The sequence below is a fragment of the Bacillota bacterium genome, assembly GCA_040754315.1.
Taxonomy (GTDB): Bacteria; Bacillota; Sulfobacillia; order DUSP01; family JBFMCS01; genus JBFMCS01.
Genome location: JBFMCS010000051.1, coordinates 83,718 through 106,689 on the forward strand (window position 1 = coordinate 83,718; position 22,972 = coordinate 106,689).

Annotated in this window: 22 protein-coding genes and 2 pseudogenes; 20 read left to right on the forward strand and 4 right to left on the reverse strand. The window is 62.1% G+C overall.

The window, feature by feature from the left end; translation table 11 throughout:
• Window positions 1–72 precede the first annotated feature (72 nt).
• From AB1576_11090 to AB1576_11105, 4 genes are all read left to right on the forward strand, one after another.
• The gene (locus AB1576_11090) at window positions 73–543 is read left to right on the forward strand and encodes a hypothetical protein (GenBank protein ID MEW6082292.1); all 471 of its coding nucleotides are present in this window, start codon (window positions 73–75) and stop codon (window positions 541–543) included.
• Window positions 544–633: 90 nt separating this feature from the next.
• Complete coding sequence (locus AB1576_11095) at window positions 634–1,170, forward strand: phosphoribosyltransferase family protein (GenBank protein MEW6082293.1); 537 nt, start codon at window positions 634–636, stop codon at window positions 1,168–1,170.
• Window positions 1,171–1,180: 10 nt separating this feature from the next.
• Window positions 1,181–2,563, forward strand: a complete 1,383-nt coding sequence (locus AB1576_11100) for a Mur ligase family protein (protein MEW6082294.1) — start codon at window positions 1,181–1,183, stop codon at window positions 2,561–2,563.
• An 8-nt stretch (window positions 2,564–2,571) separates the two neighbouring features.
• On the forward strand, window positions 2,572–3,297 hold the full coding sequence (locus tag AB1576_11105) for a glutamine amidotransferase (GenBank protein MEW6082295.1): 726 nt from the start codon (window positions 2,572–2,574) through the stop codon (window positions 3,295–3,297).
• Window position 3,298: 1 nt separating this feature from the next.
• Here the strand turns inward: AB1576_11105 and AB1576_11110 are convergent, their stop codons facing one another.
• Both AB1576_11110 and AB1576_11115 read right to left on the reverse strand, forming a co-directional pair.
• On the reverse strand, window positions 3,299–3,754 hold the full coding sequence (locus AB1576_11110) for a hypothetical protein (protein MEW6082296.1): 456 nt from the start codon (window positions 3,752–3,754) through the stop codon (window positions 3,299–3,301).
• Window positions 3,751–4,071: a YtrH family sporulation protein gene (locus AB1576_11115; GenBank protein ID MEW6082297.1), complete on the reverse strand. Its 321-nt coding sequence runs from the start codon at window positions 4,069–4,071 to the stop codon at window positions 3,751–3,753. The genes AB1576_11110 and AB1576_11115 overlap by 4 nt, the downstream gene beginning before the upstream one ends.
• A gap of 62 nt (window positions 4,072–4,133) precedes the next feature.
• On the opposite strand from AB1576_11115, the gene AB1576_11120 reads away from it, so the two are divergent.
• From AB1576_11120 to secF, 6 genes are all read left to right on the forward strand, one after another.
• A complete protein-coding gene (locus AB1576_11120; protein MEW6082298.1) occupies window positions 4,134–4,835 on the forward strand; it encodes a PP2C family protein-serine/threonine phosphatase in 702 nt (233 codons plus the stop codon).
• A gap of 54 nt (window positions 4,836–4,889) precedes the next feature.
• Window positions 4,890–5,312 (forward strand): hypothetical protein, encoded by a 423-nt coding sequence (locus tag AB1576_11125; protein MEW6082299.1) that lies wholly within the window; start codon window positions 4,890–4,892, stop codon window positions 5,310–5,312.
• Window positions 5,245–5,913, forward strand: coding sequence for an HD domain-containing protein (locus AB1576_11130; GenBank protein MEW6082300.1), 669 nt, complete (start codon window positions 5,245–5,247; stop codon window positions 5,911–5,913). Before AB1576_11125 ends, AB1576_11130 begins: the two co-directional genes overlap by 68 nt.
• A 57-nt stretch (window positions 5,914–5,970) precedes the next feature.
• Window positions 5,971–6,435, forward strand: a complete 465-nt coding sequence (tsaA, locus tag AB1576_11135) for a tRNA (N6-threonylcarbamoyladenosine(37)-N6)-methyltransferase TrmO (protein ID MEW6082301.1) — start codon at window positions 5,971–5,973, stop codon at window positions 6,433–6,435.
• Between the two features lie 61 nt (window positions 6,436–6,496).
• Window positions 6,497–7,813: a protein translocase subunit SecD gene (secD, locus tag AB1576_11140; protein MEW6082302.1), complete on the forward strand. Its 1,317-nt coding sequence runs from the start codon at window positions 6,497–6,499 to the stop codon at window positions 7,811–7,813.
• Window positions 7,810–8,706 carry a protein translocase subunit SecF gene (gene secF / locus AB1576_11145; protein MEW6082303.1) on the forward strand — a complete coding sequence of 299 codons (897 nt, stop codon included), beginning with the start codon at window positions 7,810–7,812 and terminating at the stop codon, window positions 8,704–8,706. The genes secD and secF overlap by 4 nt, the downstream gene beginning before the upstream one ends.
• A gap of 130 nt (window positions 8,707–8,836) precedes the next feature.
• Here the strand turns inward: secF and AB1576_11150 are convergent, their stop codons facing one another.
• A complete protein-coding gene (locus AB1576_11150) occupies window positions 8,837–9,172 on the reverse strand; it encodes an asparagine synthase-related protein (protein ID MEW6082304.1) in 336 nt (111 codons plus the stop codon).
• A 202-nt stretch (window positions 9,173–9,374) separates the two neighbouring features.
• Here AB1576_11150 and AB1576_11155 point away from each other — a divergent pair.
• From AB1576_11155 to AB1576_11175, 5 genes and pseudogenes are all read left to right on the forward strand, one after another.
• Window positions 9,375–9,644 (forward strand): annotated as a pseudogene (locus AB1576_11155) (MerR family transcriptional regulator).
• Window positions 9,645–9,677: 33 nt separating this feature from the next.
• Window positions 9,678–10,984 (forward strand): annotated as a pseudogene (glnA, locus tag AB1576_11160) (type I glutamate--ammonia ligase).
• A 383-nt stretch (window positions 10,985–11,367) separates the two neighbouring features.
• A complete protein-coding gene (locus AB1576_11165) occupies window positions 11,368–11,517 on the forward strand; it encodes a hypothetical protein (protein ID MEW6082305.1) in 150 nt (49 codons plus the stop codon).
• A gap of 130 nt (window positions 11,518–11,647) precedes the next feature.
• A complete protein-coding gene (locus AB1576_11170) occupies window positions 11,648–12,940 on the forward strand; it encodes a cyclic 2,3-diphosphoglycerate synthase (protein MEW6082306.1) in 1,293 nt (430 codons plus the stop codon).
• A 126-nt stretch (window positions 12,941–13,066) separates the two neighbouring features.
• Window positions 13,067–14,080 (forward strand): M20/M25/M40 family metallo-hydrolase, encoded by a 1,014-nt coding sequence (locus tag AB1576_11175; GenBank protein MEW6082307.1) that lies wholly within the window; start codon window positions 13,067–13,069, stop codon window positions 14,078–14,080.
• 366 nt (window positions 14,081–14,446) lie between these two features.
• Here the strand turns inward: AB1576_11175 and AB1576_11180 are convergent, their stop codons facing one another.
• On the reverse strand, window positions 14,447–14,746 hold the full coding sequence (locus AB1576_11180; GenBank protein ID MEW6082308.1) for a zinc ribbon domain-containing protein: 300 nt from the start codon (window positions 14,744–14,746) through the stop codon (window positions 14,447–14,449).
• A 799-nt stretch (window positions 14,747–15,545) separates the two neighbouring features.
• On the opposite strand from AB1576_11180, the gene AB1576_11185 reads away from it, so the two are divergent.
• The 5 genes from AB1576_11185 to recJ all read left to right on the forward strand — a co-directional run bounded on the left by AB1576_11185 (window position 15,546) and on the right by recJ (window position 22,944).
• Window positions 15,546–16,418, forward strand: a complete 873-nt coding sequence (locus AB1576_11185) for a cation diffusion facilitator family transporter (protein MEW6082309.1) — start codon at window positions 15,546–15,548, stop codon at window positions 16,416–16,418.
• A 120-nt stretch (window positions 16,419–16,538) separates the two neighbouring features.
• Window positions 16,539–17,891 (forward strand): magnesium chelatase, encoded by a 1,353-nt coding sequence (locus tag AB1576_11190; protein ID MEW6082310.1) that lies wholly within the window; start codon window positions 16,539–16,541, stop codon window positions 17,889–17,891.
• Complete coding sequence (locus AB1576_11195; GenBank protein MEW6082311.1) at window positions 17,888–19,546, forward strand: VWA domain-containing protein; 1,659 nt, start codon at window positions 17,888–17,890, stop codon at window positions 19,544–19,546. Before AB1576_11190 ends, AB1576_11195 begins: the two co-directional genes overlap by 4 nt.
• A 99-nt stretch (window positions 19,547–19,645) precedes the next feature.
• Complete coding sequence (locus tag AB1576_11200; protein ID MEW6082312.1) at window positions 19,646–20,002, forward strand: LapA family protein; 357 nt, start codon at window positions 19,646–19,648, stop codon at window positions 20,000–20,002.
• A gap of 47 nt (window positions 20,003–20,049) precedes the next feature.
• On the forward strand, window positions 20,050–22,944 hold the full coding sequence (recJ, locus tag AB1576_11205) for a single-stranded-DNA-specific exonuclease RecJ (GenBank protein MEW6082313.1): 2,895 nt from the start codon (window positions 20,050–20,052) through the stop codon (window positions 22,942–22,944).
• Window positions 22,945–22,972 lie beyond the last annotated feature (28 nt).

The window sequence follows — 22,972 nt, forward strand, 5'->3', positions numbered from 1 at the left end:
GTATTATTCTCTCCCTCCAAGGACAGGCCTATTGCCGGGGCCGTTTGCCCATTGACCCAAGGAGGTGCGAGCGTGAAGATCCTCGTTGTCTATCACACCCTGTCCGGCAACACCGAGAAGGTGGCGAACACCCTGGCCGACCGCTTATCCAAGAACCACGAGGTGACACTCAAACGGCTGGAGCCCGTGGGCAGGTACAATCACTTCCACGTCTTCCTCGCCTTGGCGGGCCTAAAGGTGCCCATACGCCCCCTGGACGTGGAGCCGTTGGGTTACGATGCGATATGCCTGGGGTGCCCGGTCTGGGCGGGCTCGCCCACCCCTGCGGTCAACGCCTTCATCGACGGGCTGGAACTAAAGGGTGTGGTCTACCCCTTCGTCACTTGTGCCGCTCCCACTACGGGGGCTTTGAAGAAGATGACCTCCCGCCTTGAGCGCAAGGGACTGAAGGTGGGCGCCTCCGCCTTCGTGTCGTTTCCACCGAAATCCCTGCCCAAGATGGAGGGTATCGAGGGATTGGCTGGAAGGGTCGCCCAGGAGTGATTGCAGGGATGCTGAGCCTTAGTGACTCACGGGCAGGATTCCCCCCATTTTGCGGAGAATTGGGCAGGAAAAGCAGTGGGAGGTACGCACATGGCCGTCATCGATGGCTCGCTCTTCGGCCCGGGTGATATCCTGAGGCTGACCTGGGATGACGTGATGGAGCTCTGCAAGGACCTGGCCCAGGCCATCCACGAGGAGTTCAATCCCGACCTCATCGTGGGGGTGGCCAAGGGCGGCGTTATACCCGGTGTCATCATCTCCTCTCTCCTCAGGAAGGACTTCGTTCCCGTGAGCCTCTCACGGAGGCATCGCGATCGTGTGGTCCACTCGCTGCCTCAGGTTCTGGTGCCCCTGAGCCCGGAGGTTGAGGGTCACTCACTCCTTATAGTTGACGAGACGTCCGCTACGGGAGAAACCTTCCAGATGACTTTAAGGGAGGCGCACAGGAAGGGTGCCAGGAAGGTGAAGACTGCCGCCCTCTATGTTCCCGGGGCCGGGTACATGCCCAACTGGTATGCCCTGCAGACTGACGCCCTGGTGATGAAGCCCTGGGACTTTGAGGTCCTGGAAAACGACAGGTTTGTCATCCGGAAGGAGTATCTGGCGCAGATGGATCGCCTTGGATAGGGGGAGCATCTTGGGTCCGAAGGGTCTCCTGGCGTTGCATACGGGGAAGATCGCCATGCTGGCCAGCAGGGTAACGGGACGAGGGGGATCGACCCTTCCCGGCAGGCTGGCCTTGAAGATAGAGCCTGGCCTCATGAGGCACCTGGCTGGGCAGGCCCGGCGCTCCGTGATGGTGACGGGCACCAACGGCAAGACCACCACGGCTAGCCTGCTGGCCAGCATTCTCCGGCAGACGGGGGAAGGTGTGGTACACAACGGCTCCGGGGCGAACCTCATCCCCGGGGTGACCTCGGCCCTCATCGGTGCCGCCAGCCCAGCGGGAAGGCTCAAGGCAGGTTGGGCCGTGCTGGAGGTAGACGAGGCAACAGTACCGCTGTTTCTACGGCAGGTCAGGCCTGATGTCTCTATAGTGACCAACTTCTTCCGGGACCAGCTGGACCGGTACGGTGAGATAGAACACATAGTGGACCTGGTCAAGCAGGGCCTTTCCATGCTGCCGGATACCTCCTGGGTAGTGCTGAACGCCGATGACCCAATGGTGAGCGGGCTTGCCCAGGGGCTCGAGGCCCGGGTGCTCCACTACGGCCTTGACTTGCCCGAGATGACCTCAGGGGTGGGCTCCCACGCCGTGGACGTGAGGCACTGCAGGGTGTGTGACACGCCCTACTCCTACCAGGGCTACTACTACGCGCACCTGGGCATCTACCATTGCCCCAGCTGCGGCCGTGAGCGGCCCGCCCTCTCGGTCAAGGCGAGCAGGGTCGAACCGGCGGGCACTCGCGGCACAGGGGTGGTGCTTGGCTTCCCCGACGGGTCCTCCGAAAGGGTCTTCGTCCGGGTCCCCGGCCTCTACAATGTCTATAACGTGCTGGCGGCCGCCACCGCCGCCTGGCGCCTGGGAGTCTTTCCAGCAAACATTAAGGCTGGGATCGAGGCGTTCCTGGCCGCCTTCGGCCGCATGGAGGAGGTCCGGATAAAGGGGCGCCGGGTGTTCCTGGCCCTGGCGAAGAACCCTGCCGGCTTCAACGAGGTTCTAAGGACCATCGGGGCCGACCAGGGGGACAAGACGCTGCTCATCGCCATTAATGACAACACCGCCGATGGCAAGGATGTGTCGTGGCTGTGGGACGTGGACTTTGAGGTCCTGGCGGAGGAGGGCGCGCTCCGCGCCGTGGTGGCCTCTGGGATCAGGGCGGAGGACATGGCATTGAGGCTGAAGTATGGGGGGGTAGACCCCTCCCGGATTCGCTGGGACACGGACATCATGGCCGCTCTGGAGAGCGCGCTCCGCAAGACCCCGCCCGGGGAGGTGCTCTACGTGCTCCCCACCTACACAGCAATGCTTGATCTCCGGGGGAGGCTAGCGCGGAGGGGACTGGTGAAGCCTTGGTAGGCCGAGGGGTGCTGAAGATATGCCACCTGTATCCTGACCTCATGAATCTGTACGGTGACAGGGGCAACGTGATATGCCTGTGCCGCAGGGCCCAGTGGCGCGGGATCCGTCCTGAGGTTACTTGGGTGTCCCTGGGGACCAACCTGGACTTTGCCCAGTTCGACCTCATCTTCATGGGGGGCGGCCAGGACAGGGAGCAGCTCAGCGTGTGCCAGGACTTCCAGAGGGTCAAGGGGTCAAGCCTCCGGGAGGCGGTAGAGGCCGGTGTGGTGTGCCTTGCCATCTGCGGGGGATACCAGCTCATGGGCCACTCCTACAGCACCCACGATGGAAAGACCCTCCCTGGCATAGGGGTTATGGATGTGGTGACCCAGGCGGGCAAGAAACGCCTGATAGGCAATGTTGTCGTGGAGTCGGACCTCACAGGAGGCACCCTGGTGGGTTTCGAGAACCACTCGGGAAAGACCTACCTAGGCCCTAGTGTCAAGCCCCTGGGCCGTGTGGTCCAGGGCTACGGGAATAACGGTGAGGACGGTTGCGAGGGGGCTCTCTACAGGGGCCTGGTGGGCACGTACCTTCACGGCTCCCTCCTGCCCAAGAACCCTCGCCTGGCAGACTACCTCATAGAATCCGCCTTGAGAAGGAGGGACCCGGCTTTTTGCCTGGAGCCCCTGGATGATACCATCGAGATGGTAGCCCACCAGGCTGCCGTCAAGCGGGCTAAGGCCCGGTGAGTCATTCCACGGGGATGCCGGGCCTGGCGGCGGCCGCGATATACAAGGAGAGCCTGGGGGAGATAAACACTGCCCTGACCTCAAGGGTGTAGATGGCGCCCCCGGCCTCTACCAGGCGCCCGTGGAAGAACTCGTACACCAGGACAGGGTCAAGGTCTTCAACCCGGCGTCCTATGAAGCTGGCAAGGAGCCCCTTGATCCCGTCCTCCAGGACCTTGCGGTCAGGGCTGTCATTTTCCAGGATAACGCTGGTCTCCCGCACAGTGATCCAGTGGGTGGAGGGGTTCTGGCGAAGTCTCCCCAGGGCGGCCTCCCGGTCCTGGACTATGAAGATGAGGGACTCCCCCTCCATCATGAGGGTTTCCAGGCGGTGGCCCACCAGCGCCAGGGTGAGAGAGGCACCTAGTACCACCCCCAACACCAGGACGCTGCTGCCGGCGACAAGCGCGCGCCTCATTCACCCCTCACCATGCTGGTGAGGATGATGTATCCAGAGTGGGCCCCCAGGAAGGCGCTGGCGAGAATGGACATCTGGTGGGCGACGGTCATGAGATGACCGCCCAGGAGGCCCGTCTCCAGGGTCTTGAGGGTGGCGAAGGTTCCGCCCAGGGCCGCAAGGACGGCCCAGAGCTTCAGCCTTTCGGTCAGGTCGGACACGGCAGCCATGGGCATCCCGCCGGTGAGGAGCCTCCCCAGGGCACCCACTAGCGAGCCGTCGGTGACAACGCCCAGGGCGATGAAGTAGGCATCCACCAGCTGGGAGGGCACGGTCATCGAGGCCACCTCCCATAGAACAACCTATGCCAGTTCCCACAAGGTGAGAACGGGGGTATTCCATGGAGGTCAAGGTTGGAGTGGCAAAGGTGCCCAAGTTTGACTACAGGGAGAGCGGGGATAGCCTGGAGGTGGTAGAGAGGCCCAGGGGCGGGATCTCGGCCATTATGGCCGATGCCCAGGGTTCAGGGGTGCCCGCCAAGCGGGTGAGCCGCATGGTGGTGTCCAAGGCCATGGCCATGGTAGCCGACGGTGCCAGGGACGGCGCGGTGGCCAGGGCGGTTCACGACTTCCTGCACGCTTCCAAGGATGGGAAGGTGCTTTCCACCCTTACCATGGTTTCTGTTGACGCCATGAGCCATACCCTGGTGGTGTCCAGGAACGGGGGGCCTGCGGTGTGGGTCTCCGGACCCCAGTGTGACATGTTCCTGGAGGATGACTGCCCGCCCATTGGAGTGGGGAAGATGGTAAAGCCCTCTGTCACTGAGGTCCCGCTGGCAGAGGGACTCCTGGTTGTGGTGGTCACCGACGGTATCACCTCAGCAGGCAAGCGAACCCCCAGTGCCGAGCCCCTGGACCTGGCGAGCGTTGCCCGGGAGATAGGGCCCAGGGATCCTGAGACCATCGCCGATGCCATCCTCACCCTGGCAGTGAACCTCGATGCAGGCAAGCCCTCGGGCGACATGACCGTACTGGCCTTGAGCGTTTTGCCGGAGGCCTCACGTCCCAGGGTGAGACGGCTTAGCCTGTCGTTTCCCCTTTAGGTTACGGGTTGGTGCCTGGCGGGGGTCTAGAACTTGAGCCCAGGAGGGCCTGGGATGAAGGGCCTCGGGATAGTGGTGGTAGGGCCGTGCGCTTCGGGCAAGACTACACTGGTGGAAGCGCTGCGGGCCATGGGTTTTGAGGGCGCCTACTCGGTGCCCCAGGAGCACTCGGTGGCGCCCATGCTGTGGCGGGTCAAGAACCCGGACGTCCTGGTGTTCCTGGATGCATCTTACAGTGCCATCCGGAGGCGGCGCCCCGTGTCATGGGGTCCGGATCGCCTGGGGCTCCAGCAGAACCGCCTGTCCGGGGCCAGGAGCCAGTGTGACGTCTACCTGGATACCAGCGACCTCACCCGCCAGGAAATGATAGATTCCATCACCGGACAAGTCATGGGAAGGGACTGGAAAGATGAGCATAGTCACCCTGGAGACAGTGAAGAAGGACCCCGAGGTCCAGACATACCTCAGGAGGGGTAATGACCACCTTGGGTGCATCGGCTATACCGAGCATGGGCTGCGCCACGCAGACCTTGCCGCGAGCATCGCGCGGAACGTGCTTTCTCACCTGCAACACCCCGAGAGGGAGGCGGAGCTGGCAGCCATCGCCGGTTACCTGCACGATATAGGCAACGTGGTGAGCCGCTACGGGCACGGCCAGACCGGCGCCGTCATCGCCATGGGCATCCTCTCCAGGCTGGGGATGCCACACGGGGAGATCGCTAGCGTGGCATCGGCCATTGGCAACCATGACCCTGAGGAACTGGGCGCCTCGGTGAACAACGTGGCCGCCGCGCTGATCCTGGCGGACAAGTCCGATGTTCACCGGTCCCGGGTGCGGAACTGCGACAGGTCATCCTTTGACATCCATGACAGGGTGAACTACGCGGTGGAACGCTCCTTCCTGAGGGTAGATGGCAAGAAGAAGACTATCACCCTGGAGATCACCGTTGACACCAGCATATCCCCTGTGATGGACTACTTCGAGATATTCCTCGCTCGGATGCTTATGTGCCGGAGGGCCGCATCCTACCTGGAGTGTAACTTTGAACTGAGCATAAACGATGTGCGGCTGCTTTGAGAGGCCCTTGCCGGTAAAAGGCATGGTGCGCGCAAAGGGAGCCAGGGGGGACAGGCAGTGGAGGATCTGGTGCTTTGCCCCATAGGGTATGTGGAAAACGGGCTTCAGGAAAGGCCCCCAGGCGGCTGGGCCAGTGCCATATCCAGGGTGGTTGTATCCGAGGCCCTCTCATGCGCCCTGGAGGGGATTGAGGAGTTCTCCCACATCGTAGTGATCTTCTGGTTTCACCGGGCACCCCCTGGAGGCCCCCTGAAGGTGCATCCCAAGGGCCGGGGGGACCTGCCCCTGGTGGGTGTCCTCTCAACCCGGAGCCCACAGCGGCCAAACCGCCTGGGCATCCAGACCGTCAGGCTCAAGACGCGCCAGGAAAACGTCCTCACGGTCCAGGGTCTTGATGCCCTGGATGGTACCCCCGTGCTCGACATAAAGCCCTTCATCGCGCCTGTGGAGGGTGATTTAAGGCTGCCCCAGTGGGCCCGTGTGCTCGAGTCTGAGAGGGAGGCGAGCCCTGACTGCGTTTGACAATAATCCAGCACAGGCGATATAATTGTGGACGTGCCAACACCTCGGAAGGGGGCGACCTATGTTGGACCCCAGTGCCCTGATCCTTCCCGTGGCCATAGCCGCGGTCGCCATCATCATCTTCGTTCTCATCTACCGGAAGGCCGACCGGGTAGGCCGGGCCCGGCTCATGTTTCTCACGGTGGTTACGCTCATCGTGTTCCTCTTCGGTTACAGCCTCTTCGGTCCCGACCCGGTCTACAACAGGATCAACCGGGGTCTTGACCTTCAGGGAGGCATCCATGTGGTGCTGGAGGCACAGGACACCCCCGACATGGTGGTGGATGAGGCAGCAATGCGCCAGTCCGTAGACATAATCCGGGAGCGCATAGACAAGCTGGGGGTGAGCGAGCCTGTCATCCAGCGCGAGGGCGCCCGGAGGATCATAGTGGAGCTTCCAGGCGTTAGCGAGGTGGAGCAGGCGCTGGATGTCATCGGTCGCCCGGCGTTCCTCGAATTCAAGGATGAGGCCGGGGAGACAGTGATCACCGGCAACGACCTCAAGAGGGCGGACATCGGCAGGAGGACCCAGCTGGCTGAGGAGTACGTGGTGACCCTGGAACTCGGCCCCGAGGGGGCCAAGAGTTTCGCCGAGGCTACCACCGCCAATGTCCAGCGCAGGATATTCATCCTCCTGGATGGCCAGGTCATTTCCGCACCCATTGTCATCGAACCCATACTGGACGGAAGCGCCCAGATCACCGGGTTCAGCACCCCGGAGGAGGCCTACGCCATGTCCGTCATGCTGAATTCCGGTGCCCTTCCCGTGAAACTGGAGATCGTTGAGAACAGGTCGGTCTCCGGTACCCTGGGGGAGGACTCGATGGCGCGAAGCCTCCGGGCGGCCGGCATTGGCACTGGCGCGGTGCTCCTTTTCATGCTGGCCTACTACCGGCTGCCAGGCCTCATGGCCGACCTGGCGCTCTTCGTCTACACCATGGTGGTCCTCGCGGTGCTGGCGGCCATCAACGCCACCCTGACACTGCCTGGCATCGCCGGGCTGATACTCTCCATTGGCATGGCGGTGGACGCCAATGTCATCATCTTTGAGGGGATCAAGGAGGAACTCCGGCAAGGCAAGACTGCCTGGGCATCGGTGGACTCCGGGTTCAGGCAGGCCTTCAGGGCTATTGTCGATGCCAACGTCACGACCCTGATCGCCGCAGTGGTTCTCTTCTACCTGGGAGCTGGGCCCATCAGGGGGTTTGCCGTGACCTTAAGCACTGGCCTGGTTACCAGCATGCTCACGGCAATAGTGGTCACGAAGTACCTCATGCGGCTAATGATAGGGAGCCGGTGGGCGAAAGACGCAAGGCTCCTGTTGGGGGTGAAGTTATGATCAGGCCCCGGGCGATAAACTTCATGGGTCACAGCAGGCTCTGGCTCACCCTGTCCCTGGTCCTGATCCTGGTAGGCCTCGCCTTCATTGCCTTGCCAGGCTACGGGATGAGGCTGGGGATCGACTTTACCGGCGGCTCCCTTTTGGACCTCAAGTTCCAGGAGCCCACCAGCACCATGGCCATCAGGGAGGTCATGGCCAAGCACGGGCTTGGTAACAGCGTCATCCAGCGGGCCAGCGCGGACGGGCGGGAGATAATAATCAGGACCCGGCCCTTGGAGGAGGAGCTCCGCCGGGAGGTGACCCAGGACCTCAAGTCCGAGGTTTCCGAGTTCGAAGTGGTCCGCATCGAGGAGGTCAAGGGTGTCATCAGCCGGGAGCTGACCCAGAAGGCCTTCCTGGCCCTGGCGATAGCTGTGGCAGGGATGCTCGTCTATATAACCTTGAGGTTTGAGTTCAAGTTCGCGGTGGCCGCCATTGTTGCCCTGGCGCACGACGTGCTGATAGTGGTGGGTGTCTTCTCCATACTGGGTATGGAGGTCAACAGTTCCTTCGTTGCGGCAGTGCTAGCCATCATCGGCTACTCCATCAACGACACCATCGTCATATTCGACCGCATCCGGGAGAACCTGAAGTCCAGGAAGAAGGAGTCCCTAGAGGAAGTGGTAAATAACAGCCTTAACCAGACTTTGGGTAGGTCCATCAACACATCCCTCACCACCCTCCTTGCCGTGGGAGCCGTGTTTGTGTTCGGTGGGAAGACCACACAGGACTTCGCCCTGGCCCTCATTGTCGGCATAGTGAGTGGCACCTATTCCTCGCTGTTAGTGGCAAGCCCCATCTGGGTGTGGTGGAAGAACCGGGAGGCCCTGGCGAAGTCGGCCAAGGCCTAGACCCTACTAGTAGACATTAGGCCCCGGCCTCGGCCGGGGCCTGGCGTGCTTCAGGGCGGGTTGGTACCAGGGTCTCGGGTCTGTACAAGGCCATTCTCGAGATCAGAGGACGTGCAAGTGCCCCTTGGATTCAAACTAGAGTAGCCCTGTACTCCCTCCGCCACGTGTCACACTGGATGAGGTAAACGAAGAGATGGGCCTTCGTCATCAGCTGCCCAAACCAGGGGTAGTGGATGGTATCCTCGGATGCCAGCAATGCCTGCACGTGCCCCTGGTCAATCAAGGGCACCAGGGGTGACACGTGATCCTCCAGGATGGCCTGGAACCGCTGCTTGGCCATGGCCATGTAGGATGGGTTGTGAGTCTTGGGGTAGGGTGTCTTCCTGCGGTTGAGTATGGGCCTGGGCAGCAGCCCCTGGAGTGCCCTTCTGAATATGGCCTTCTCCACTCCCCCTTTGGCCTTGATTTCCCACGGACCCCAAGTGTTGGCAGAATCCTTTTTTCTCTTGCCCCATCTTACGCCGGCCCGCTCCCTTGGTGCCTGTCCTTGTCAGTTCTGGGGTTACTGGTGCTGGAAACTCAGAGAGACAAGACCACGAGCCCTGTGAATATGATGGTTAGTGGAACGGGAGGAGGGATGAGGGGAGTGCCCAAAGGGAAAGGCCAGCCAGATCACGGGCCTCACGCCCAGGCAGATCCGGTACTACCAGGAAAAAGGCCCGGTTGGACCTGGCGTCACCCCAGGGGGGCACCGGCAATTCAGCCGGGAAGACATTGAGGTCCTCATGGCCGTCAGGGACATGGTGCGGGAGGGTTTCTCCCTATGCCAGATCCGGGAGATCCTTGCCTCAGGGCCTGCCAGGGAACCCACCTTGGCGGAGTCCATCGAGCACAGGGGATACGAGGACGTGAAACTCTACTTCGGATCACAAGTTTGAGGGGTGAGTTGCTTGGGATGATCCGGCCAGGAAATCCTCTCCGTCATCCGGGAGGCGAATATTCGATTCCTACGCCTTCAATTCAGCGACATCCTGGACACCGTTAAGAGCGTGGCAGTGCCCGAAAGCAGGGCAGAGGCAGTGGTGGACGGGGAGGTCGCCTTCGACGGCTCGGCCGTGGAAGGTTTCGGGTGGAGGAATCAGACATGCGCCTGGTTCCGGACACATCCACCTTCGCCGTGATGCCGTGGAGGTCCGAGGACGGGAGTGTGACAGGGCACTTTCACTGCGATGTCTTCCACCCAGATGGGCGGCCCTTCGAGGGATGCCCACGGCTTGCCCTGAAGCGCCAGGTGGATGCCGCAGCCCGGATGGGCTTCGGTGCCAGGGTAGGGCCGGAGGCGGAATTCTACCTGTTCAAGAAGGGTGAGGACGGCTTTGCCACCACGGTCCCCACCGATGAAGGCACCTATTTTGACTATGCCGCTTCGGGGATAGGAGAGGAGACCCGCCGCGCCATGGTCATGGCCCTGCAGGATATGGGCTTCCAGGTAGAGACCTCGCACCACGAGAGTTCCCCAGGGCAGCACGAGATAGGGCTTGCCCATGCGGACGCGCTCACCACGGCAGATCGCATAGCAACCCTTCGCCTGGTGGTGCGCCGGATCGCGGGTCTCTATGGACTTCACGCCACCTTCATGCCCAAACCAGTCCAGGGCCTCTCGGGCTCGGGATTGCACCTGCACATGTCCCTGGAGCGCCACGGCAGGAACGCCTTCCTGGACGAGCACCAGCCCATGGCCTTGAGCCAGGAGGCCCTGTGCTTCATCGGGGGACTAATGGAACATGCCCAAGCCTACACCGCTGTTGTGTGCTCCACTGTGAACTCCTACAAGCGACTGGTACCAGGCTATGAGGCCCCGGTCTTCGTAGCCTGGTCAGAGCGGAACCGGAGCCCCTTGGTACGAGTGCCCGCCTTCCGGGGCCCAGATACCCGGGTGGAGCTGAGGAGCCCTGACCCTGCGGGAAACCCCTACTTGACCCTCGCCGTCACGCTAGGGGCGGGCCTAGACGGCATTAGCCGGGGGGTCCTCCCGCCCAGACCTGTTGACAGGAACCTGTACAGGATGGATGCCCGGGAGAGGGCACGCCTTGGGATCGCCGATCTCCCCAGGGACCTGGGAAGGGCATTGGAGCTGGCCGAGAAGAGCATGCTGGTGCGACAGGTGCTGGGGGATCACATTATGGAACGGTTCCTTGAGGCCAAGGGAATCGAGTGGGAGATCTACTCGACTTGCGTTCACAAGTGGGAGGTAGATCACTATCTCAACAGGGTCTGACCCGAGGGATGGGTGCCCTCGCTCTGCGGCCTAGTTCCCTCCCCAAGGGGGAATGATAGAGATGAGCGCGGCGTCTCCTGTATTTACAGCGGACATCTTGGGCCTGGAGTGGGCAGTCTACTTTCTTGCCAGGGCCAGAAGGAATCGGCCGCGGGCATACAGAAGTTAGATTGCCACCAAAAGGCAATTTTTGGCATACTAATTCAGGGATCCTGATGATTTTAACGCGCCTGGCACACTTAACCGTGAGAGCAGTCATAGGGGGTTCCGGTGAACTCGATTAATGTCTGCGTGGCAAGGGGACGGTGACTGCTTGGCTTTATCGAGAGGTGCGGCCCAGATAGACGTGGGGTTAAGAAACCGAGTGTGCGGTGGCGATGCTCTTGAGAGAGACGGTCTTCACGCCGGGCATCCAATTCCACGAGGAAAAGGGGGGTTTGGTGGCACTCTTCGGCACAGATCCTGTCTTCAGGGCGCACCCACAGGGCTTTTGGGGCCAGGTTGACAACGCCATATTCTGCGCCATGTATTAGCCCTCAAAGATGTGGCTAGAGTTGGAGGACGGAGGTGATGAACGCATCGCCGCAGGGACACGTGGACGAGGACATCCAACTTCACAGAATCGGAGGGGTATCGAACTTGACAAAGACCAGAGTGCTCATCATGGGGGCTGCGGGGAGAGACTTCCACAACTTCAATGTCTTCTTCAGGGATAACCCCGCCTACGAAGTAGTATGCTTCACTGCTGCGCAGATCCCGGACATCGAAGGGCGACTCTACCCGCCCGCCCTCTCCGGGCGCATGTACCCGGACGGGATCCCCATCTTCGCCGAGGCGGACCTGGAGACCTTGATAGATAAGCACGGCATCCAGCAGGTGGTGTTCGCCTACAGCGACGTGTCTCACGAGTTCGTGATGCACCAGGCCTCCAGGGCCCTTGCCAAGGGACCGGACTACGTCTTGATGGGCCCACGAAGCACGGGCCTGAAGTCATCCAAGAAGGTAGTCGGCATCGGTGCCGTGAGGACGGGGTCCGGCAAGAGCCAGACCACGCGCAGGGTATGCAAGGTCCTCAAGGATATGGGCAAGGTCCCCGTTGTTGTGCGTCACCCCATGCCCTACGGAGACCTGTCCGTCCAGGTGTGCCAGCGGTTTGCCACCTACGGAGACCTCGACAAGCACAAGTGCACCATCGAGGAAAGGGAGGAGTACGAGCCCCACATCGATGCGGGTACCGTGGTGTATGCTGGCGTGGACTACGAGGCCATCCTCAGGCAGGCTGAGGCCGAGGCGGACGTGGTGGTGTGGGACGGAGGCAACAACGACCTGCCCTTCTACGTGCCAGACCTCTACCTGGTAGTGGCTGACCCCCATAGGCCGGGACACGAAACCCGGTATCACCCAGGGGAGGCTAACCTCCGCATGGCGGACGTGGTGGTCATCAACAAGATAGACACAGCGGACTACGCTGGCGTGGCAAGGGTCAGGGAGAGCATAGTTTCACTGAACCCCAGGGCGAGAGTGGTTGACGCAGCCTCACCCATGACCGTGGACGACCCCGATGCCATCCGGGGCAAGGCGGTGCTGGTCATCGAGGACGGGCCCACACTGACCCATGGTGAGATGGCCTACGGTGCGGGGGTCATGGCCGCCAGGAAGTTCGGTGCCGCCAATCTCCTAGACCCCAGGCCCTATGCGGTGGGCAGCATCAAGGCGACCTTCACCAAGTACCCGCATATGGGGCCCTTGCTCCCCGCCATGGGATACGGGGACGCGCAGGTGGCCGAGCTAGAAAAAACCATCAACGCCTGCCCCGTTGACCTGGTGGTGGCGGCAACACCCATCGACCTGAGACGCGTGGCGAAGATGCAGAAGCCCGCAGTGCGAGTAAGGTACGAGCTGCAGGAGATCGGGAGGCCCAACCTGGAGGACATACTCAAGGACCTCTGGCGTTAGGATCTGGGGAGCCTTGCGACTGTTGAGCGGGTTCCCCTGGTGCTGGGAAAACCGTTAGGGGGGGATGCCGCGCGCAGGTGTTTTAACGAGTGTCCAGCGGAGACCACAGTACGGGGGGTATTGGTGATGTTGGTTCGCAAGGGTCTGGCAGGCTATGCAGTTGCTGTTCTGCTGTGTGTTGCCCTGGCGGTGCCCGCGGTGGCCCTGCCGGAGCAGGCGAAGGCTGCCCACAAGGTGCTCCCCCAGTACTTCACCGGGGAGGTCGCGTGGGACCATGTATACTACCTGTCGGAGGGAATCGGACCGAGGGTGGCAGGGGGCTCAAACGAAGCCTTAGCGGCAGCGTACGTCAAGAAGGAGTTCGAGGCCCTGGGACTAGAGGTCCATATCCAGCCATTCTCCTACGTTAGGCAGGGTGTGACTGGCAACTCACAGAACGTGGTGGCAGTCAAGCCTGGGCGTGGGCCTGTAACGTTGATAGTGGGCGCCCACTACGATTCCGTGGCCAGGGGTAAGGGTGCCGGCGACAACGCCAGTGGTGTAGGGGTCATGCTGGAGGCAGCCTCTCTCCTGAAGGACTTCCCCACATATGCCACCATCAAGTTCATAGCATGGGGGGCTGAAGAGGTAGGTCTCAGAGGGTCCAGGCACTACGTTGAACAGATGAGCGAGGAAGAGATAGCGTCGACGGTTGCCTACATCAACATGGACATGGTGGGCATTGGAGACTACTGTTACGTGTATGCAGGCCTCGAGGGCGAGACATGGGTTAGGGATATGGCGCTGGCCATTGGCACCCGGCAGGGACTGGATATTAGGACCACCCCTGACACCAGCTGGGGCGGCTTCACCGGGGACTGGAGTGACCACGTCGCATTCCGTCTTGCAGGCATTCCCGTGGCCTACTTCGAATGGTGGAACTGGCACCTGGATCCCTATGACATGTGGGGCATTGAAACTGAGAAGTTTGGGGACATTCTCCACACAGACCTGGATACCATTGCCATGGTGAAGTTGGAGAAGCTCAAAATCACGGGCAAGATTGTGACGCCTCTCATCTATGAGCTGGCCAAGACGCCGCTTGCCAACACCAAGTCCCAGGGTGTTGGTAAGCGGACCGCCAGGTACGGCTCGGTTTGAGGGGCTAGTGTCATGAGGAGGGCCTGAGAACTGGCAATCGACTGGCGACCGCAGGGAGGCCGGTTGGATCCGGCCTCCCCATCCCCTCAGGGCCGCCGCGCCCGGTTTTTCCAACTCCCCTCCAGTGAAGATACGAGGGCTCAATGGAAAAGACTACTTATCTGAAAGGCCTGTCCTCAGTCTAGCCGGGCTAACCGCCCCACGGGTTAGCATGGCGACCACCGGCACCAAACCCAGCATAGCCACCAGGGAACCACTATGTATGAGCCTGGACGCCGTGAGACTGCCTCAGGCTCTCACAGCCACGAAGCCCACAGTGTTCCAGCCCGCAAGGGTCGCCCACGAATGAATTCGAGGGATTCCGGTTCATGGAAGGACGCCCGCCGAAGCAGGTCTTACTCCTTCTCCCCAAGGGTCGGATGCACCCACCCTGAAAATATTCCGGGCAGCGTTCAGATCCCGATCATGTTTTGCGCTACATACCGGGCAGGTCCACTCTCTCATAGTGAGAGACAGATCATCCAATACGTGGCCGCAATAGAAACAGGTCTTAGACGATGAATAGAATCTGGGGATTTCGACTACCGCCGCTCCAGTCTTGGCGCACTGGAGATCTTTGTACCCTAGAGTCTTTTCATCGCCTTGAGGTTCAGATCCTCGACGCAGATCAGCGAGTACTTTTCAGCCAGTTCTTTCGCCAGGGCGATCCGGTGTGCCCTGGCAAGTTCGATCCTGGCTCTCTCGCGGTTTTGGGAATCCTTCTCTTTGCGGGACAGAGACCTGTTTAGATTGCGGATCTCTTTATTGCCTCGCCTGGCCCTTTATACCAGGCATTGAAGTAGTGATGCTCACCGGGGACAGCCACGTGGCAGCCAAGGTACCGGAGCAGATGGGGATCCAGCGTTTCCTTACGGGGGGCTCTCCCCCACGAGTAAGCCGGGATGGTACAGGTCCTCATAGAGGAAGGGAAGGTCGTGGTCATGGTAGGCGACGGCGGGAACGACACCCCCCCTGGCGGCGGGTGTGGGGGTCTTTGGGGGCGGCCACCGGTGTGTCCGCAAGAAAGGGACATCCTCCAGGGCCTGTCCAGGGTACCTATCACAAGATGGCAGAAAACCTTGTATGGACTACAGGCTCCAATGTCGTACCGCTGGCCTAGGGGCCCCGGCCCTGGGGTTTCACGCTCCCAACGCCGGTAGCGGACTTGGCAATACCGACGAGCCCCATTGCTGTGGCCCCGAACTCCCAGCTCCTTCGGGGGGTCGCAGCGCCGGTATCTTGGCTCTCCTTCGTGCGAGGCTCCGTGTCAACCCACCTAAGAATGTTACCCAAGAGAGATCTTGTGAAACCTTTGAGCATGTGATAGTTTAAATAATGAGGTCAAGCCTCTTCTGGCCGGGCATATGCAGCGGTACTACCGCGGGACTTCCACAGCGAAGCCCGCTTTTCTTGTGGGGGGATGGCCGTGCTCCGGGAAGAACGTCTCAGACAAGGCCAGACTGGTGCCTTGGTGGGGATAATGGGAAATCTGCTCCTAGGTGCCGCCAAGGTGGCGGCGGGATCCCTGGCATCCTCCCACGCCATGCTGGCCGACGGGCTCCACTCCCTGGCGGATTTCGCAAGCTCCATAGCCCTCCTGGTGGTGGTCCGGGTGGCCAACCGGCCCTCTGACACCTGTCACCCCTACGGGCACGGCAAGGCCGAGCCCGTTGGCGCCAAGATCATAGGGATTATAGTGGTCCTGGCAGGGTTCCAGATCGGGCTTTCGGCAATAGGGCAGCTCAGGGCGGGGAACTACGCTGCCCCGGGGGTCCTGGCCCTGTGGATGGCGTTGATATCCATCGTGGTGAAGGAGACTATGTTCCGCTACAAGTTTCGCCTGGCCACGAGGGCGAACTCCAAGGCCATCCTAGCCAGCGCCTGGGAACACCGCTCGGATGCCGTTTCCTCCGTGGCGGTCCTGGCCGGGGTGGGACTTGCACGCCTTGGGATGCCCTACCTGGATCCTGTGGCCGGCCTTTTGGTCTCCGGCTTCATAGTCAAGATGGGCTGGGACATAACCCGCAGCGCTGTGGATGACCTCATGGACAAGGTGACCGACCTGCCCCTCCTGGACCGTGTGTGCCGGGCAGCCTCCGAGACCGCCGGCGTCATCAGGGTGGATGCCGCCAGGATCCGCCCAATGGGCCCTGATTTCCTGGTTGACCTGGCAATTTGCGTGGACCCACAGATCACTGTCAAGGAAGGCCATGACGTTGCCTCAAGCGTGAAGTCAGCGGTCATGATCGCAATCCCCGAGGTGGCCGGTGTCATGGTGCATGTGAACCCCTGCCGGTAGCCTCACCCAGGCCAGGCAAGATTTTTCCAGCATCCAAATCCCCCCGCAAGTCCTCTTATCTCCCTTCCGCCGGGACATACTACACTTTGCCAGAAACACAAGGCACGGGAGGGACAACCTATGATGCGACAGTACCAGGCCCTCATACGCCATGAGGGCAATGACGCGCTATTCAGGGCCATTGACATGTCCGTGGTCTCCACGCTGGAGAACGTTCCCCTTCACATCCATGTCGAGGGGCTCAGGGGCACGGGGAAGACCACCATCATGCGGGCGGCCCGCTCAGTGCTTCCCCCCATTACCCGGGTTAAGGGCTGCCTCTACAACTGCGACTCAGAGAGACCCCACTGCCCTGACCATCGTGGTCTTGACCGTAAGACCCTGAAGGAATTGGGCACTGAGGCATGCCCCATGCCCTTCCTGGAGATCTCGGCCTCAGTGAAGATGGGTACTGCCGTGGGAAGCCTGGACCTGGCTCGCATCACCAACAGGTCGCAACCGGACGCGGCGCTCCTGCCGGGCACCATACCCCAGGCGCACCGTGGCATACTCTTCATCGATGAGATCAACCGCCTGGCGGAGACAGCGCCCGAGATTGCCGACGTACTCCTGGGGGTCATGGGGACAAAGCCCGGCATCATCAAGGTGGAGGAGACAGGCCTGCCCCCGGTGACCATGCCTATAACCGTCTCGGTCTGGGCGGCGTCCAATCCGGATGAAGACCCCGGCCCGCTAGAGGATATCAGGAAGCAGCTCTCCGACAGGTTCGACCTAGGGGTGGGCACACAGCGCCCCTCGGACGCCGGCTGCGTCCTAGACATCCTCCGTGACTGCCAGGCAGCAGCCCCTGGCGAGCACTCCAGGAAGGCCCAGGAGTTCCTGGCGGCCCTGGCCTTTCTCGACGAGGTTCACCTCCCGTGGGCAATAAGAAACGTCATAGCCGGGCTCTACGTGGAGTTCCAGCTGGAGAGCCTCAGGGCGGTAGAGGCACTCCAGGCCTGTTCCCGCCTGACGGCAGCGCTGGAGAGGAGCCGGGAGGTGAGGCTGGACCACCTGGCGGCGGTGGTGCCCCTGGTCTTGAAGCACCGGGTGGACCTATCTGCCATGGAGAAGATAGTGGAGCGCCTCCTGGAGTCCAAGGACGATAACCAAGACGTGGCTGGGGCCAAACCTGGGCCCCAAGGCGCCCGGGCCAAGAGCCAGGACAAGGAGGCCAAGCCTGCGGGATCCCTCCACCGCATGGTGACGGACCTGAGGAACAAGCTCTTCCCGGGCAGCAACGGGGAAGGCCAGGGCCAGCCCGGGGCGGGGAACAGGCGCTCCTCACCGGGCAACGATCACCCAGGGATGTCCGGCATGGGTTCTTCCTCGGCCTCGGTGCCCCTGACGTGCCCGCCGCTTCTTGCGTGCCCCCTGGCCAAGCTGCGCTCTGACGAGGTCCTCAGGGGAGAAGAGGAGCTAATGTCACGGTGAGGCAGCTCATAGGATTGGCGGCGGGGCTCAGGGAGCGTCTCCACAGGGGCGCCGTGCGAATAGGGGAGGCGTGTTGCGCCAGTTACTTCGTCCACTGCATAGACCCCTCCGTGCCCGAGGAGGTAAGGGTGCTCCCCCGGTGTGACGCTGGGGGGACCTTCTACGGGCGGGCGAATCCTGGCGAGATAATCCACCTGGATATATTTCACGACGTGGGCCTGGTAGTTCCCCAGCCCCTGGCCCGGGCATGCCGCGAGGCCATTGCTCGCTACCGCGGCGACACCGGGGGTGAGGTCTCAGCAGACCTGATAGACATCCAAACAGGTGGCGGAGGGGGGCGCATTACCGGGCATCTCCACGGGGGGAGGCTGGAGAGCCTGAAGAGGGCCCACATGAACCACGTGCACCTGGCCTGCGGCATCGGCCAGGAGAGCCTGGGTGTCCTTTTCTACCTGGTATCAGCGGTAGAAGACGAGGTGTCCAGGCAGGGCCTCCACATACGCAAGGTGGAACGCGTCAGGCGAGATATCCAGGCACAACCCACGCCCGAGGAGCTCTCCCACTACAGGGCCACCTCCGACTCCAACCTCAGGCAAGGAAATAACACGCCTTCCCCTCGCCAAGTCCAGGATATCCACAACCTCAGGCTGGCCCTGGAGCTGGCCGAGGAGGTAGACGGTGCCTCCAACTTGCAGCATGCCCTGGAGTCCTTCGGGCCAGGTGGGCAGGCTGAGACGGGCTCAGCCCCGGTGCCCAGGGATGTGATAGAAACCCTCAGGGTACGCAGGCTCCTGGAGAGGGACGGCCTCACGTACCGCCTCACGGAGGAGGGCATAGCCCTGAGGAACTTCCTGCGAACTCACCGGAAGGAGATGGAGATGCACCTCCGCCGCATAGTGAGGCGCCTGCCCAGGGGCGCCGTGCCCAGGGCTTGCCAGCAGGGGAAGCCCTGCAAGGGCCAGGGGAGGCGGGGTCCGGGACCCAGGGCAGCAAAGGCTGTGGACGGTGAGTGGGCAGAAGAACTGGCAGTGGCTGAGACGGTGATTTCCTCAGCGGGCCGGTGCGCGGAGAGGAGTATCATCATACTGCCAGAGGACCTGTGGGTGGTCCACTATAAGAGCCGGAGATACTCTGACATATGCCTCCTTTTGGACGCCAGCGCCAGCATGGCGGGGCGCCGCATTAGGACCGGCAAGTACCTGGCCAGGCACCTTCTGCTCAAAAGCAAGGGGCGGATGGCGGTGATAACCTTCCAGGAGAGTCGCGTGGACATCAGGGTTCCCCTCACAAGGAGCTTCGATGAGGCCGAAAGGGGGCTGGGGGCCATCGTGCCCCAGGGCCTCACCCCCATGGCCCAGGGCATACTGGCGGCGGTGAAGTACATGAAGGAGGCCAGGGCGAGAAACCCCCTCATACTCATGATCACTGACGGGATACCCACGGTTGCCCTGAGGACCGCCAATCCCGTGGCCGACGCCCTGGCGTCAGCGGAGGAGATCCCGGAGGCCCGGGTGGACTTCGCCTGTGTCGGGCTGGAACCCAACAGGGGATTCCTGGACGAGCTGGCGAGGCGAGCTGAGGGTGCCCTCTACGTCCTGGAGGAGCTGGAAAAGGAAGATCTCGCACGAATCCTACAAAAAGAGTCCTCGAAGTAGGTCTCCAGTCCACGCGGCCTGTAGAGGAATCTCGCTGAGTACTATAGAAGTAGCCAAATAGCGGGATTCCAGACTCGTGTGGATTGGGAGTGAGCCCATATGTACAGGCTGATCCTGGTGCTGCTCTTTGCCTTGATTGTAGCGATGTTCGCCATACAGAACGCCCTGGTGGTGGATGTGAACTTTCTGTTCTGGACCCTTCACGGGATCTCGCTTGCCCTGGTGATACTGGGCGCCACCGCGGCCGGAGCCACTATCGTGGGGATCCTCTACGTCTTCAGGCAGGTCCAGTTCATGAGGACCCGCAAAGACCTTCTTTCCCAGGTGAAGAAGATGGAGGGTGACCTGAAGGAGAAGTGCCTGGAGGAGAACAGGCTGAGGGAGCAGGTGGACGTCCTGCGAAAGGCCTTGGAGGCTCAGGCGGCTGGCGGTCCTGAGCCCGTTCAACAGGCCTGATGGCTTCATTCTTCCCGCGCAGGCACCGGGAGAGAGTTCCATGGAGGGTGCTTCCCGGATGTGATGAGGGGAGCGCCCTTTCGCATAGCCTCGGCATTCACCCTGTCACTGCCCAGATCCTGGCCAGCCGCGGTATTGCCAATCCCGAGGCGGCTCGCCGCTTCCTCGATCCCCATACTCGCTACCTGGGGGATCCCTTCGATATGAAGGGGATGCCCGTGGCCGTGAAACGCCTTGAGAAAGCGTTTGAATCAGGAGAGCACGTGGCGATCTACGGGGACTACGATGTTGACGGTCTCTCCGCCACGGCCCTGCTGGTCCAGGTGTTCAGTAGCCTCGGTGTGGGGGTGTCCTGGTACATACCCCACCGCCTGGATGAGGGATACGGCGTCCATCGAGAGGCGGTGGAGGCCGTGGCGGGCCGGGGCGCATCCCTCATGGTGACGGTGGATACGGGGATAGGGGCGGCGGAGGAGGTCCGCCTTGCCCGGTCCCTGGGATTGGATGTGATAGTAACCGACCACCACCAGGTGGTAGGACCGCTGCCGGAGGCGTGCGTGATAAACCCGCTCCAGGAGGGGTGTGCCTACCCCTTCAAGGGGCTTTGCGGGGCGGGGATTGCCTTCCAGCTGGCCAGGGCGCTTGCTACCCGGGGGCTGCTGGGAGCGGGGGGAGATGACATGGTGATGTCCCTTGTGGACCTGGCCGCCCTGGGAACCCTGGCGGACCAGGTTCCATTACTCGAGGACAACCGGATTATAGCGTGCGAGGGCATCAGGGCCATGGGGCAATCCCTCAGGGTAGGTCTCCAAGCCCTGGCTAAAGTGGCGGGCTCGAAGGGAGTGGACGAGTACAGTGTTGGGTTTGGCCTGGCGCCAAGGCTCAACGCTGCAGGTAGGATGGGCAGCCCCGAGCCGGCCCTGGATCTACTGCTCACCTCCGACGATGAGCGGGCGAAGGACCTGGCGGCCCAGCTTGAACTGCTCAATGTGGAGAGGCAGGCCACCGAGAGCATCATACTCGAGGAGGCCGGCCACATCCTGAGCCTTGACCCGTCCCTCCTGGACGGTGTTGTGGTGCTGGCGTCCTGGGGGTGGCACCGAGGGGTGCTCGGCATAGTCGCCGCACGACTGGCCCAGGTCCACAACAGGGCCTGCATACTGGTATCTCTGGAAGACGGCATCGGGCGGGGGTCCGGGCGGAGCGTGCCCGGGGTAGACCTCTTAGACCTGGCGGGGCGCGCCTCGGAAACCCTCTTGAGACTGGGGGGCCACTCCCAGGCCATAGGTGTGGAACTCAGGGAGGACAAAGTGGACCAGTTCAGGAGGGTACTAGGCCAGCTGGCCCCCCCTGCGCGCCCCAGGGAGGTTCTGGCGGATGCCAGGGTCTCCCTGGGGGAGATGACATCCCATCTAGCCGCTGAGATGGGGGCGCTGGCTCCCTTCGGGCACGGAAACCCCAGGCCGCTCCTGGCGGTAGGGGCGTGGGCCTGGTCTGTGAGGCCCGTGGGCAAGGACGGGGGCCACCTGCAGATGAGGCTTACGGACGAGGAAGGCTCGGTCAGCCTGGATGCCGTAGCCTTCGGAATGGCCGGGGCCCGGGATACCCTTGATGCCCCCTGTGACTTCCTAGTGAGGCTGGAGGAGGACACCTGGCGCGGCCGGAAGCGCCCCAGGGCCATAGTTGAAGACCTGCGGGCCTGGGAGGGCTGGGCCCATGACTGGCTCAGATCCGGGGAGTATCACCGGTTTTTCGGCCACCGGGTGCTGGTTGCTTTGCCTGATGAGGTGCCGTTGATGGCCCCTGTGCCAAGGCCACCCCGGTTTCCCCCTGGTGGTCCAGTGCCTCAGGATGCCTCATGGCGGGTCCAGGACATAAGGCCGATTATGGAAAGGCTGGCTCGGGAGGCTCCGGGCCGCACGCTGGTAGTATTGGCAGGTGCGCGGCAGGTGGTATGGTGGGCCCATCACCTCGCTATAGCTCACAGCGAACGTGCGGTGCAGGCCTGCCACGGCCTTGAGCCGGTGACGCCTCCAGATAACTACGAAGTGCTCGTGGTATCATTCGAGCTCTACCGCCAGTGGCGGCGCGCCTGCCCTAGGACATGGACGAACCCTGCCCTGGTGGCGTTCCCCGGCTGTCTTGAGGTGGAAACCTTGTCCGAAGGCAGGTGGGCGTGGGAAGAGGTGGGTCCCGACGTTACTGTTGTGGATGCCAAGCGTAACACAAACCGGGCAGCCTATGTGGAGAGCCTAGCCATGCAGGGACCGTGCTTCGTCTACACGAACACTCCCTCCAGATCCGGCCAGGTGGCAAAGGCGTTGCGCCAGGTACTGAAGCCCAAAGGGCTGGAGGCGATGTACTATCACCCTGGCCTGGGGGCGAAGGCCAGAGGCAGGCTGGCGGCGGAGTTCTCGGAAGGACACATCGCTGTCCTGGTGGGCACAGGAGCCGAGGGACTGCCCTCGAAGGGGATAGAGGTTGTCTTCTGGGACATGCCCCTGGGGCCGGCGGAGTTTCGTTTCACGTCCGCCCTCGCGCTCCCAGATGCCCGGGTGCACCTGCTATACAGCGCTGAGGATGCCGCCAGGGCGGATGCCATGGTACGCGCCGCGATGCCTGGCCGGGCGCTCCTGGTGAGCCTGTACACTGTCATAAGGGACCGTGGACCGGTTGCCTACCGGTGGCCAGAGGACATCGCAAGGATGCTCCCGGGCAAGCCTGCGAGGGCCCTGGTTTATGGCCTCGAGGTACTGATTGAACTTGGCCTGGTGCTGAAGGAGGGCACGGGCCCGTGGGCCCTAAGGGCCGTTGAGCCTGAAGAGAGGCGGGATCTGTGCGACAGCGTCAGGTTCAGGGAGGCATCCCTCATCCTCTCCGAATTCGAGGAGTGGCAGAGGCGGGCGCTGGGGGACCCGGTTCACGGACTGTCTGGCCTGTAGGTGTATTACAGGGAAGTGCCTCGGTAGG